This is a genomic window from Paenibacillus sp. CB74 (assembly GCF_055687625.1).
This window is the reverse complement of sequence record NZ_CM146009.1, coordinates 418069-430327: the sequence shown is the minus strand read 5'-3', so window position 1 is coordinate 430327 and position 12259 is coordinate 418069. Positions and strand designations below refer to the sequence as shown.

The window sequence follows — 12259 nt, the reverse complement described above, 5'->3', positions numbered from 1 at the left end:
ATACATGCTGAACAGTGTTACATGCAGCGGGCATTTGCCCGCTCATGTATTTTGTTTTGGCAGGAAGGAAAGGTGTTACCGGTTATGAATGCGAACAAAATCTATCCCTGGTATTTCTCATCTGGAGCGATTGTATTATATCTGCTGTTCATCGTTGCTCCCGCCCTGCTGGGCATCTATTATTCCTTCACCGACTGGAACAGTTATAGTTCGGAGAAGAACTTTATCGGTCTGGAGCATTTCCGTACCATTCTGGCGGGTGATCCGACATATCTTCTTTTTATCAAAAATACCGTTCTCTTCACCCTCGTGACGTCCATCGCCAAGACTGTTCTGGGATTGTTCCTGGCTCTGCTCCTGGTCAGCGGTGTAAAGGCCGCCAATCTGCATCGGATGATCATTTTCTCCCCGCAGGTGCTGTCGTTTCTCATTGTTGGGCTTGTGTTCAAAAGTCTACTTGATCCCAACAACGGATTCGTGAATGTGACCCTCCGTTCCATGGGACTGGACGTTCTGGCCCAGAACTGGCTGGGCTCCTTGACCTGGGCAATGCCATCCATCATGGCAGTGGATACGTGGAAAGGCATGGGGTACATCATGGTGCTGTTCATCGCCGGACTGCTCGCCATTCCACGGGATTACTACGAAGCAGCATCCATTGATGGCGCAGGCTTCGGGCAGAAGCTGTTCCGAATTACTATTCCAATGCTGATGCCTACCATTACCATCGCTACGGTGCTAAATATTACGTACGGGTTGAGAGTATTCGATGCTGTATACGTGTTAACCAATGGTGGCCCTGGTAACGCGACAGATGTCATTAACACGGCGGTCTATTCCTCTTTTGCCAAAGGATATTGGGGACTGGGAAGTGCGCTATCTACCATTCTGTTTGTCATCATGGCGATCATCTCCTTCTTCATCATCCGTTTGATGAACCGAAAGGTGGAATACTAACATGCGATTGAGAAAAAGACTCGCTTCCATCGGATTAAATGTACTCGCCTGGCTGCTTAGCCTGGTGGTCTTGATTCCTTTTGTCGTCATTGTACTGAATTCATTCAAGTCGGACGCCGAGGCCAAGGTGCTTAAACTGACGCTGCCCGAGAAGTTTATCTTCGAAAATTACAAAATCGTCTATGAACAGGGACACTTGGGAGGTTCCTTTTTCAACAGTTTGCTTCACTCCGGGGCCTCTTCCCTGCTGCTGGTATTTGTTGTGGCGTTCTCGGCCTTCACGTTATCCCGTAATCATTCAAAGCTCAGCAAGTTTCTGTACTTCTTCCTGATTCTCGGCATTACACTGCCTCTCAACTACATTCCGCTTATGGAAGTCATGAAGTCGATGGGCATGATCAATTCACATCTCGGCATGATTCTGCTGTATACGGCCATGGGCATTCCGATCTCGTTGTTCATTACGTATGCGTTTGTATCCAACATCCCGAAAGAGCTGGATGAAGCCGCGATCATGGACGGCTGTAACGGAATCAAGCTGTTCCTGAGAATCATTGTGCCTCTGCTCACGTCCGTGCTTGTAACGGTATTTGTTCTTAATTTCCTAAGTGTCTGGAATGAGTTTACTGCTCCACTCTATATGCTGAATACGGTCGAGATGTGGCCGATGACGCTTGCTGTATATAACTTCTTCGGGCAATTCAGTGCCCAGTGGAATCTGGTCAGCGCCGATATTGTGCTCACGTCATTGCCTGTATTAATTGTGTTCCTGATTGGGCAAAAGTATATAGTAGGGGGACTGACTTCTGGGGCAGTGAAGGGGTAAAAGTTATAGTTGACAACAGATCCTTTTGTAACTATTATAGTTACAACGGTGGTGATCATTCCATGAGACAAATCAGCAGTCGCTTCTCCATTGCGGTTCATACCCTGTCCTTGATCGCTGTTATGCCCAATGAATGCACCGGAGATGTGATCGCACAGAGTGTGAATACCAATCCCGTGATTATTCGGCGGATCATGTCCAAGCTGAAACAGGCCGGTCTGATCGACGTCAGACCTGGTGTGGGCGGTGCTTCCTTGTTGAAAGATCCGGCGGAGATTACCCTTCTCGATGTATATCGAGCGCTTGATGTGGTGGAGGATGGGGAATTGTTTAACTTTCACAAACATCCGAATCCGAAATGTCCGGTCGGCAACATGATTGAACACACCTTGCGTGCGGAACTCATTGAGGCTCAGACAGCCATGGAACAGCGCTTGAATCGTGTAACCATACAGCAGATGATGGATCGGATTCATGTCTCTGAATAAAAAAAGCTCATTGCGAGCTTTTTTTAACCCTTTCGTTGTAATCACACCTGTTATAACATTTTTGGTTACATCCATATGCAGGCAAAACACATACCCTAGGAGGAATAGAAGATGAAAATTTTGGTTACTGGCGCAACAGGTCAATTGGGTTCACTGGTTGTAGAGGCATTGTTAAAAAACGATTCTGCCAAGGATTTGGCTGTAAGTGTACGTAATCCGGAAAAAGCGGAAGCACTCCGCGCTCAAGGCGTTGACGTGCGTCAGGGTGATTTCGATCAACCGGAGACGTTGGAGAAAGCTTTTGCCGGTGTAGACCGTCTGTTGCTTATCTCTACTGATGGTGACAATGAAACGCGTATTCGCCAACATCAGACTGCCGTGGACGCTGCCAAGAAAGCAGGCGTTGGATTCATCGCTTATACAAGCGTTGTGAATGCAGACCAAAACACCCTTTCTCTGGCGGAAGTTCACCGCGCTACAGAAAAAGCGATTCGTGAATCCGGCATTTCGTATTCCTTCCTGCGCAACAACTGGTACCTGGAAAATGAAGCAGGCAGTATGCAAGCCGCTACGCAAGGCGCACCTTGGGTTCATGCCACCAATGACAGCCAAGTCGGCTGGGCTACGCGCAGTGACTATGCCCATGCTGCTGCAGCTGTACTCGCAGGTGAAGGACATGAAAATACCGTGTATGAATTGTCCGGCAAACTGCGCACACAAGCTGAACTGGCTGCCATTGTAGGTGAAGTGCTTGGACAAGAAATTAACGTGCAAAACGTGAACGATGCCGCTTACGCTGACATCATGAAAGGTGCAGGTCTACCAGACTTTGTCGTATCCATGCTCGTTGATATGCAAAGTGCTATTCGTGAAGGTGCATTGGCGGTAGAGAGTGATACATTAGAGAAATTGCTTGGCCGTCCGGCTCAGCCTCTTAGCGAAGGTATTAAAGCGATTGTAGGCAAGTAAGTTTTGGATATGAGAAAGGGACGCACCAACGAATGTTGGATGCGTCCCTTTTTGATGTAGCTAACGATCAATACCCTGATATACTCTTTGAACGAACGGATGACTGCACACTCAACCCATTCACTGCGACTGCTGTAATTCGGTGTGGGTGTTTATGAGTTTCACAACAGTTCATCACTCATTCTTCATACATCATGGCTTAAGAATATAACGTGCGGGAACATGATCGGCCAGCCAGATATTTTCGTTTCCATGATAAAAGTGGATTCCATCTATGGACGCTTGTGCAGCGTCGATTCTCAAAATGACAGGCTGATCATCACGTCTTCGACCCACTTGATTGGCCGTATCGATATCTGCGGACAGATGTACATATTGCCTTTGCCGCGGCTGTAAGCCATGTTCCATAATCGAATTCACAGCACGTGCGGGTGTTCCATGATAAAGGGTTTCCGGTGGCTCAGCAGCGATCTTGGATATCTTATGTGGCGTCGAATGTCCATACAATGCCCGGATGCGGCCGGAATGGATTTCATGTCTCTTTTTCTCCGAGGCTTGAATCATCTGCTCCAGATCGGCTTGTGTGACTTCCTTCCACTGCGGACTTTCATGTAAAGCCACCAGCAATTGCGAGATTTCCACCCAACCCTCTTCGTCCAGCTCCAACTCATATTCCCATGGTGCATGTCGCAGCGCGTATGAGAGTTCCTTGCTTAATTTCATCAGATCCATTGTGATCATCTCCCACATCTAATCAAACCGTTTATTTTACGATTGAACCGCTGTTAAAATCTCCTGTATATTACGTTGTAATCCTTCATCGTCTTCCTGATTGAACTGGCGGTGTCCATCAATCCCACGTTGGATAATGGTATTCATCACAGGATGAACCTCACGATCGGAAGCCACCCGGATCAGATCATCGGCAAAATCAACAGCCTGTTGCTCACTATAATTAAACGGTTTGATCAACATTCGAATGCTCAAGGCATGGGCCTGTGGCTCCGCCAGCTGATCCCGATGAGTGATGCCATATACTGCGCCAAAACCAAAAGCAGCCATGACCTGACGCTCCAGTTCACTCGTTTGTTCCAAAGGTGTGCCCATCAGCTCACACATTTTGTCCACCATCTGCTCCAGCTCGTTTGCCGCCGCACCCAGAATTACGTCATTAATATCGTCAGCGTTGATAAATTCAGTCATATTGGTTTTCTCCATTTCTGTACTGTATTTGATCCATTCTCTCAGACTCTATGAGAACATTGTATCGGAGGTAGGGTGTTCCTTTCAAATTCATCATAAAAAACCAAATCTCCTCATTTACAAGTCGACTTGGTTTAATTAGATGTAGAACTATGCTCATTAAACATTCCCATTTATAAAAAGATGTTATGTTATAACTCAAGCCGTTTCATGTTGCTTTTTCGACTCCACTTCATAGACCTGCGTATGTTCATTCTCGGCTAAAGACCATTCCACTGTACCTGGCTTGCGCACTTTCCACACCCAGGCTTGAACTCGCAGCGAACTTCTGACCCAGGCCAGGGAAGCACAGCGTTTCTCGGAACGAACCGTCAGCCCCCAATGAATAACACGAGCGAGCCAAGGATTCACATACTCATTATGTGAGCGAACAGATGGCAATTCATCCTGGAACAACCGCTGTTTCACATCCATAGGGGGTTGCCCGCAAGTCCAATAATGGAGCAGAGCCGCCAAACTATAGATGTCCGACATTGGCCCCTGACTGGATTTCTCCGAATAGAATTCCAGCGGAGAATAACCAGCCGATGTAAATATCACCTGTTTCTCTCCGGATTGCATAGGCCAACGGGTAGCTGAGCCAAAGTCCAGAAGCTTGGGTGTACCATCCTCCATGACCATAATGTTGGAAGGTTTCACATCCCGGTGAAGAATGCCTTGCTTATGTATGTAATCCAATGTATCCACCAGTGGAAGCAGCGTCTCCGTTATGAAGGCAGCATCAAGCGCATGATTGTGTTCATTCAAATATTCGGTCAATGTGATTCCCGTGCAGTATTCCATAACCAGATATCCTGTATCATTCGCTTCAAAATGATCCAAATACGACACAATATGAGGATGATCCAGTTTCGATAACAATTCACCTTCGAGCATAAATGCAGCCAGTAACTCCTGATATTGCCCACCGTATCCTCGTGAAGAGCAGAACACCTTGCGCTTGTCTGCCTGACGTTCAGCCATTCTCTGCGGGAAGAATTCCTTAATGGCTACTTTGGCACCCGTGTCACGATCCCGCCCTGCATATACAATAGCCAACTCACTGCTGGCCAATACCTGTCTTACCTGATATGTATCATTTATAATCACATTGCGCTGCAATGCCATTTTGCAATTGTCTTTTCTCATAACAGACCTCTTTTCAACCTTGTCGATCGGAAGACTTTCCGCGTAAATGCATCATTTGGTTCAACCAGTAATCAATTCATCGCCAACCAATTATATAAACCAAATGATGCAATTTGAAACACCTTCACGCGAAATAGTTAATTATTTTTTTATATCAAACTTACTACAATTTGTTCCTAATCGAGATTCTTATTCTTCTATTGAAGAAAAGCACACTTATATACTCTATCGACAGATAAGGGGAATTACTTAATTAAACTGGATAAAAACATTCCTGAGTCCATTTTTATCAACTTTTTTAATAATTTTTCTGTAAAAATTGCCCGATTTCCTCGTTCATCTGAACCAATACGTCCTGGGAAGGAAAATGTCCGGTATCATACTTAATGGCTTGCACATTCGTAATAATCTTTTGAGCACGTTCAATACACTTATCCGCAGGGAAAAAGACATCCTTCTCCCCCACCAATAACAGGGTTGGAGACGTATAGTTAACGAGCTCTTCCCGCTCTGTGAGTTTGGGCAGATCCTGATCTATGCTGACATATTTGAAAAGTTTGCCGATAATGTTTTTATCCATTTCTTTCATGCAGTTGCACGACATGGTGTCCGTAATTTTTTGCAAGGAAGATGGTGAAGACGTCATACGATACTTGACGAGCGGCAGCGTGATATCCTGAGCTGTTTTAATTTTGGAGTTGACCGCAAGACCCGCAGGAGCAACCAATACGGCACACGAGATACGTTCGGGAATATAGGTAGCCAATCTGAGAATGATGCCTCCTCCAAATGATGGGCCGATAAACGCGCTCTTTTCAATCTCATAGTGGTCAAGCAGATCCGACACCCATAATGCCAAACTATCAAATCGTGTCGAGATGCTCGCTTCCTCGCTATAACCTGGGTGACCAATCGTATCCGGAGCAATAATCCGGTATTCTTTAAATAAAGAAGAGAACCATGACAAGGTCATCGGGTTCACACAATTACCGCCCTGGAGAATAAATAACGGCTTGCCATCCAGAGGGCCAGTCAGTAGAACATGTGTCTTTCCAAAACGTGTCTCCACATACTCCCGAGTAAACGCCTCACCCAACTCGTTCAAATAAATCTCATACTCTTCAAGTATGCTGCTCTTGCCTTCTTCACTTCTATAAATGGAACTCATGTCTGCCTCCTGCAATATATACTCAAAATAACTGATTCTAACAAATGGACTTGCTAACCAATGGACCAAAAAGATAAAGAGGGCCTGCAGATGACAGGCTCCTCCATATGTTTAACTAATCATATTCAGATGATTATAGAGCGGAAACTGGAAATTGTAAATAACGATTCTAATAGACCAGAAATAAAGGAAGCATCCTTTGTATGAATACTTACTTCCGGCCGTAGTCGGCCTTGATTTCGCCCCACTGTTTGGTCTGCCATTTGAGCACTTTATTGCTGTACGTATTCGTCTGGAGCCACTGTTCCGCACGGTCAATCATCAGCCAGATCTCTTCCGTGGAGTTGTCTCTTGGTAACGTCGTGGCTACTTTTTTCTGCTTCAGCCATTTCATGGCATTGACCGAGTCGGTATATACCGTTTTGGTACTGCCTTCTTTTTTCAGATGAGCAAGGGCATGTACAATGGCCAAAAACTCTCCCAGATTGTTCGTGCCTTTGGAGATCGGCCCGACAGAGAAAATAGTCTCACCGGTGCGGGTGTCTACCCCTTTGTATTCTACAGGTCCGGGGTTACCACGTGTACCCACATCAACAGAGATACTGTCGTAATCCACTTCCTCCGATGTTTCCATGCCTGCGCTTCTTCCGCTACCCGTTGACTTCTTCTTCGATGCTCCGCCGGCACTTGAACCCCAGTTTCCTTTCCACCCGGCACGATACGCTTCTTCTGCAGCCGCTTTGGATTCATATGATTTATATTTAGCTCCGGTATACTGATCTGTCTGCGCTTTGCATTCTGCCCATGTACTGTACACGCCTGGCTTCTTGCCTTCCCAGACAACATAGTATTTCTGTTTTGCCACGTTGACCCGCTCCTTTGTTTACTTCATCAATATCCTATTGTAAACGATTGGGAGGGTTGAATGAAAGCTATGGAATTCAGCCAACTGCATAATTTCTCCAACTCCAGAACAGCCTAAGCAAAGAGCATATTGAAATAGAAAGGAATATACTTATGGACTGGATATGGAAATCGGTTTTACTTGTACTTATCGGCATGATTCTTCTGCGAATTGCAGGACGCAAGTCGATCTCGCAGATGAGTGTTGCCACAACGGTCATCATGATCTCCATCGGAACAACGATTGTGCAGCCCATCGCGAATCATGAGCTTGGCAAAGCGATTGGATCAGCATCAATATTCATTGTGACATTACTTGTGGTGGAACAACTTCAAATGAAATTTAATATTTTTGAACGGTTAATGAGTGGCAGTTCCAAAATGGTGGTCGAGGACGGGAAAGTCATTATTCCGAATCTGAAACGTATGCGTTATACGATGGACCAGCTCGAGATGCATATGCGGCAGAACGGAATTACGAGTGTAGATGACCTGGAGTCAGCAACGGTGGAACCTAATGGTCAACTCGGTTATGTCCTAAAACGACATGCTCGTCCTGTGACGATTGGAGATCTGGAGGAGATCCTGCGAAGTTATGCAATGACAGGTAGTAGTTCAGCAACGGCAGAACCCAAACAACAACAAAACAACAGCAGCAACTCTTCAACGCATAATAATAACTCCACAGATATTTTCCAAGAAGTCAGCAACGGTGCTCATGCTCATCCCGTTGATCCTAAGCTTCAATAGACGCACCTAGACCTGACCAAAAAAAGACCTACCCGCGAGCAATTAACAACTTCGCTCCAACAGGTACGGTCTATTTTCACTTTGGATTGGTACCTCCAAGGCTCACATAAAACCCAAGGATTTGGTGCCCAATTTGCCGTCCGGATCACCGTGTACTCAGGTAAGCAATACCCAGACCACCCGTCACCGGATTTGTATAGATTTCACAGTCTACATCGAACACCTCACCAATCATCTCGCGAGTCAGAATATCAGCCGGTTTGCCATGGACGACAATCTGGCCCTTCTTCACCACATAGAGATAATCGCAATATTCTGCGGCGAGTTCGAGATCATGCAGCGCTGCCAATATGCCAATGCCGAGTCCACGGACAATATTCAGAATCTGAAGTTGGTATTTGATGTCCAGATGGTTCGTCGGCTCGTCCAGGATCAGGAATTCAGGCTGTTGTGCCAGGACACGTGCTAATACGACACGCTGCTTCTCTCCACCAGACAATGACACATAATTGCGGTCTGCATGTCCAGTCAGATGTACTTTTTCCAAAGCCTGTTCCACAATTTCATGGTCACGTTCATTATCCGTCTCCAGCATTTTTTTGTGCGGGGTACGCCCCATCATGACCATCTCGCGCACCGTAAAATCAAAGCTCAATTCATTAAACTGGCCGACAACACCCATATGTCTGGATACAACCTTCGGGCTGGATTTGAGAATATCGGTATGGTCGAGAAAAACCTTGCCTTGCTGCGGTTTGATCACTTTATAAATGCTCTTGAGTAACGTTGACTTGCCGCAACCATTCGGTCCGATCAGTCCGACGAACTGTTTGCCGTCCACCTGTAAAGAAATGTCCTTGATGATGTCCGTGTTCAGCACAGAGATGGATACATTTTCTACGTTCAGCTTCATGTTAATTTCCTCCAAAACCGTAGCCTTTTTTGACCAGCATATACATAAACATGGGTGCACCAATCATGGCCGTAATAATACCGATTGGCAGCTCCACGCTGGATATGAGGGATCGTGCAATAACATCCGTCCAGATGAGGAAAATGGCTCCAAACAGCACGGACACAGGCATTACTTTACGATGGTCGGAACCCACCAGACCTCTGACGATATGCGGAATGATTAGTCCCACGAAACCAATCATGCCACAGCTCGCCACCATGACACCTGTCACCAAAGCGGTTAACAGCATATACACCCTGCGGTACACACTCAGATTAATGCCCAGTGTGACGGCTGCTTCATCTCCCAATAACATCGTATTGAGAACTCTGGACTGTAAAAGAAAGAATAGAATCGCCACCAGCACGACGATACCCACGAGTGGAAGCTTGTTCCATCCGGAAGATGCCAGACTGCCCATGGTCCAGAATGTCACCGTTTTGATGCCTTCAGCATTGTTGGCAAAATAAATAATAAAGTTCGAAAATGCGCTGCACAGCGCGTTAATTACCATTCCGGCAAGCACTAGCTTGACCGATGTCATTTTCCCCCGAATCCCTGCCAAAGTCAGGACCAGTAAGGATGCACCCATCGCTCCGGCAAAGGCCCAGAAAGCAACTCCGGTCTGACCAAGCCAGCCAATCGCACCAAAGCCAATGAGAATGGCAAAAGTTGCTCCAAGTGAAGCGCCTGAGGATATACCCAGTATGTATGGATCTGCCAACGGATTCTGCACAGCAGCCTGCATAACAGCACCGCACAAGGCCAAGCCTGCACCAATAAACATCGCCATCAGCACACGCGGGAAACGAATCTGCCAGATGATATCGGTAAAGGAACCTGCCTCAATGGGTGTTGTCCCCCACTGAAATCCCGTTAATTTGTACAAAAGAATACGATATGACTCCGCCAGTGGAATGTGTACCTGTCCAATGGAAACTGCAATACCTACAGAAATAACTGTAATCATGATTAAAACTGCAATCAGTAAAGCAAACCCGGATTTACTCTGAATCAGAGACTCTCTTCTCCCCATACGCTGCGTCTGAACCTGAACCGTCTGTGCCATCTCTTCCCCCATCAATTCATGTAAATTGTAGAACATCATAAATTTAGCTATTTACAAAGCATTTTCTCGGATTATAATTGAGAATGATTATCTTTGTCAATTTAAAACACATCGAAAAGGGGTTCATCATTTCATGAAATTTACATCCAGAACGATTGGCATCGCTGCTCTAAGTCTCCTGTTGCTGCTGCTTGCAGCCTGTTCGAATGTTTCAACTTCCTCCACTACCGAAGAAACAACTTCAACCACGAACACGACAGAAACTTCAACTTCTGCTCAGAATACAAATAAAACGACCTACCCGCTCACCATTGAGAATTTCACGATCTCGGGTGAGGGTGGTGAATGGAAACCAAAAGTGCAAGTATTCGATAAAGCACCGGAACGTGTGGTTGCGAATACCCAATCTGCGGCAGAGATGCTCATCAAGTTAGGTCTGACCGATAAAATGGTCGGCGTTGCTGCTCTATACGGTTCCGTTACACCGGATGTGGCTGATGATTTCGCCAAAATTCCGGTATTGTCCAAGGATTACGTAGGTAAAGAGCTGGTTGTAGGTGCAAGCCCGGATCTGGTACTCGGACGGGGTGACCTGTTCGCTGATGCAGACTGGGGTGTGGGTACCGTCGATGGATTGAATGACATGAATATCCGCACATTCCTGCAAACGACGAATCACAAAGGCACACTCGAAAGCCTCTATAGCGATATCGCACAACTTGGGCAGATCTTCGACGTTCAAGAAAATGCCGCAACATTCACCGAAAGTCTGAAGACTCGTGTTGAAGCTATTAAGGCAAGTGTAGCCGATCAGCCTGAACATTCTTTTGCCTACATCGTACCTGCTACGGAAGACACCATTACGGTAAGCAGCATGCAGAACGATACGTATCAGCTTGATGCGCTGAGCCTGTTGAAGCTGAAAAACACGTTTGATGGTGTTCAAGGTGAGGTTAGTGTTGAACAGTTGATCACAGCGAACCCGGACTACCTGCTCTTGTCCGCGTACGCCGGTTCACCGGATATCGACAAGCTAATTGAAAATCTGTATGCCAACCCTGCCCTGCAAAGTATGAACGCAATCAAGAATAAACAGATCTATGTCACAGATTTCAGCCAGTTCTGGGGTTATGGATATCAGATTCTGGATGGTATTGAGAAAATGGGACAGGAAATGAAAGCTAATCCAATCAAGTAATCGCTGGAGCAAAGGAGCAGGAGAAGAAGTTCTCACTGCTCTTTTGCTATACTCCGCAAGTAATACAACATGATCAAAGCTTGACATTAGTTTGATAACAAACTATATTACACATATGAAAACAAGAGACGCTATTTCACTCATATCCAAAATTAAAGAGAAGGTCAACCGCTTCATCCTGGCCGAGATGGCTGAGCAAGGAATCCAGGATCTCGCCACGTCCCATGGGGATATTATCTATGCCCTGTACAACAATCACAGGATGACCATGGCTGAAATCGCCAAAAAAATTGGCAAGGATAAATCCACGGTAACTGCACTTGTGGACAAATTGGTGCGGACAGGATACGTCGTCAAAGAACGTGATGCAACCGATTCACGCGTTGTTCATGTGGCTTTGACTGCGAAAGGCGAAGAATTAAAGCCGGCCTTTGAAGAGATATCGCAGCGCATGCTGGACGTGTTTTATGCGGACGTTACGGAAGCGGAAAAAAAAGTACTGCTGCGAATTTTAATGAAGATTCATGACAACTTCTAATTTTTTTTGGAGAAATAGTTTGATATCAAACCAATATCTTGGAGGAG

At 46.0% G+C, this 12259-nt stretch carries 14 protein-coding genes; 7 read left to right on the top strand and 7 right to left on the bottom strand.

Annotated features, from left to right (window positions below; all coding sequences use genetic code 11):
- Positions 1-84: 84 nt before the first annotated feature.
- The 4 genes from ACX9NY_RS01910 (at position 85) to ACX9NY_RS01895 (ending at position 3240) form a co-directional block, all read left to right on the top strand.
- Positions 85-957 carry a carbohydrate ABC transporter permease gene (locus ACX9NY_RS01910; protein ID WP_017687164.1) on the top strand — a complete coding sequence of 291 codons (873 nt, stop codon included), beginning with the start codon at positions 85-87 and terminating at the stop codon, positions 955-957.
- 1 nt (position 958) lies between these two features.
- Entirely contained in the window at positions 959-1783 is an 825-nt protein-coding gene (locus ACX9NY_RS01905; RefSeq protein WP_339236162.1) for a carbohydrate ABC transporter permease, read from the top strand.
- Between the two features lie 62 nt (positions 1784-1845).
- Positions 1846-2271, top strand: coding sequence for an Rrf2 family transcriptional regulator (locus tag ACX9NY_RS01900; protein ID WP_472476860.1), 426 nt, complete (start codon positions 1846-1848; stop codon positions 2269-2271).
- A 111-nt stretch (positions 2272-2382) separates the two neighbouring features.
- A complete protein-coding gene (locus tag ACX9NY_RS01895; RefSeq protein WP_339256536.1) occupies positions 2383-3240 on the top strand; it encodes an SDR family oxidoreductase in 858 nt (285 codons plus the stop codon).
- A gap of 192 nt (positions 3241-3432) precedes the next feature.
- On the opposite strand, the gene ACX9NY_RS01890 is transcribed toward ACX9NY_RS01895, so the two are convergent.
- The 5 genes from ACX9NY_RS01890 to rnhA all read right to left on the bottom strand — a co-directional run bounded on the left by ACX9NY_RS01890 (position 3433) and on the right by rnhA (position 7664).
- Complete coding sequence (locus tag ACX9NY_RS01890) at positions 3433-3972, bottom strand: RNA 2'-phosphotransferase (protein ID WP_472476858.1); 540 nt, start codon at positions 3970-3972, stop codon at positions 3433-3435.
- 36 nt (positions 3973-4008) lie between these two features.
- Positions 4009-4443: an Imm48 family immunity protein gene (gene imm48 / locus ACX9NY_RS01885; protein ID WP_472476856.1), complete on the bottom strand. Its 435-nt coding sequence runs from the start codon at positions 4441-4443 to the stop codon at positions 4009-4011.
- A gap of 198 nt (positions 4444-4641) precedes the next feature.
- Positions 4642-5631, bottom strand: a complete 990-nt coding sequence (locus ACX9NY_RS01880; RefSeq protein ID WP_472476854.1) for a serine/threonine protein kinase — start codon at positions 5629-5631, stop codon at positions 4642-4644.
- A gap of 298 nt (positions 5632-5929) precedes the next feature.
- Positions 5930-6799 (bottom strand): alpha/beta fold hydrolase, encoded by an 870-nt coding sequence (locus tag ACX9NY_RS01875; RefSeq protein WP_342570716.1) that lies wholly within the window; start codon positions 6797-6799, stop codon positions 5930-5932.
- A gap of 211 nt (positions 6800-7010) precedes the next feature.
- Positions 7011-7664: a ribonuclease H gene (rnhA, locus tag ACX9NY_RS01870; protein ID WP_472476852.1), complete on the bottom strand. Its 654-nt coding sequence runs from the start codon at positions 7662-7664 to the stop codon at positions 7011-7013.
- 152 nt (positions 7665-7816) lie between these two features.
- Here rnhA and ACX9NY_RS01865 point away from each other — a divergent pair, with 152 nt between their 5' ends.
- Entirely contained in the window at positions 7817-8452 is a 636-nt protein-coding gene (locus ACX9NY_RS01865; protein WP_472476850.1) for a DUF421 domain-containing protein, read from the top strand.
- A gap of 145 nt (positions 8453-8597) precedes the next feature.
- Here the strand turns inward: ACX9NY_RS01865 and ACX9NY_RS01860 are convergent, their stop codons facing one another.
- Positions 8598-9365, bottom strand: coding sequence for an ABC transporter ATP-binding protein (locus tag ACX9NY_RS01860; protein ID WP_339256546.1), 768 nt, complete (start codon positions 9363-9365; stop codon positions 8598-8600).
- A 1-nt stretch (position 9366) separates the two neighbouring features.
- Complete coding sequence (locus ACX9NY_RS01855; RefSeq protein WP_472479189.1) at positions 9367-10443, bottom strand: FecCD family ABC transporter permease; 1077 nt, start codon at positions 10441-10443, stop codon at positions 9367-9369.
- Positions 10444-10609: 166 nt separating this feature from the next.
- On the opposite strand from ACX9NY_RS01855, the gene ACX9NY_RS01850 reads away from it, so the two are divergent.
- Positions 10610-11674 carry an ABC transporter substrate-binding protein gene (locus ACX9NY_RS01850; protein WP_472476848.1) on the top strand — a complete coding sequence of 355 codons (1065 nt, stop codon included), beginning with the start codon at positions 10610-10612 and terminating at the stop codon, positions 11672-11674.
- Positions 11675-11765: 91 nt separating this feature from the next.
- Positions 11766-12212: a MarR family winged helix-turn-helix transcriptional regulator gene (locus tag ACX9NY_RS01845; protein WP_472476846.1), complete on the top strand. Its 447-nt coding sequence runs from the start codon at positions 11766-11768 to the stop codon at positions 12210-12212.
- Positions 12213-12259: the final 47 nt, after the last annotated feature.

Excerpts from the sequence above, each read along its gene's own strand:
- ACX9NY_RS01910 (WP_017687164.1), top strand. The coding sequence starts at position 85 with ATGAATGCGAACAAAATCTATCCCTGGTATTTCTCATCTGGAGCGATT.
- ACX9NY_RS01905 (WP_339236162.1), top strand. The coding sequence starts at position 959 with ATGCGATTGAGAAAAAGACTCGCTTCCATCGGATTAAATGTACTCGCC.
- ACX9NY_RS01900 (WP_472476860.1), top strand. The coding sequence starts at position 1,846 with ATGAGACAAATCAGCAGTCGCTTCTCCATTGCGGTTCATACCCTGTCC.
- ACX9NY_RS01895 (WP_339256536.1), top strand. The coding sequence starts at position 2,383 with ATGAAAATTTTGGTTACTGGCGCAACAGGTCAATTGGGTTCACTGGTT.
- ACX9NY_RS01890 (WP_472476858.1), bottom strand. The coding sequence starts at position 3,972 with ATGGATCTGATGAAATTAAGCAAGGAACTCTCATACGCGCTGCGACAT.
- imm48 (WP_472476856.1), bottom strand. The coding sequence starts at position 4,443 with ATGACTGAATTTATCAACGCTGACGATATTAATGACGTAATTCTGGGT.
- ACX9NY_RS01880 (WP_472476854.1), bottom strand. The coding sequence starts at position 5,631 with ATGAGAAAAGACAATTGCAAAATGGCATTGCAGCGCAATGTGATTATA.
- ACX9NY_RS01875 (WP_342570716.1), bottom strand. The coding sequence starts at position 6,799 with ATGAGTTCCATTTATAGAAGTGAAGAAGGCAAGAGCAGCATACTTGAA.
- ACX9NY_RS01865 (WP_472476850.1), top strand. The coding sequence starts at position 7,817 with ATGGACTGGATATGGAAATCGGTTTTACTTGTACTTATCGGCATGATT.
- ACX9NY_RS01860 (WP_339256546.1), bottom strand. The coding sequence starts at position 9,365 with ATGAAGCTGAACGTAGAAAATGTATCCATCTCTGTGCTGAACACGGAC.
- ACX9NY_RS01855 (WP_472479189.1), bottom strand. The coding sequence starts at position 10,443 with ATGGGGAGAAGAGAGTCTCTGATTCAGAGTAAATCCGGGTTTGCTTTA.
- ACX9NY_RS01850 (WP_472476848.1), top strand. The coding sequence starts at position 10,610 with ATGAAATTTACATCCAGAACGATTGGCATCGCTGCTCTAAGTCTCCTG.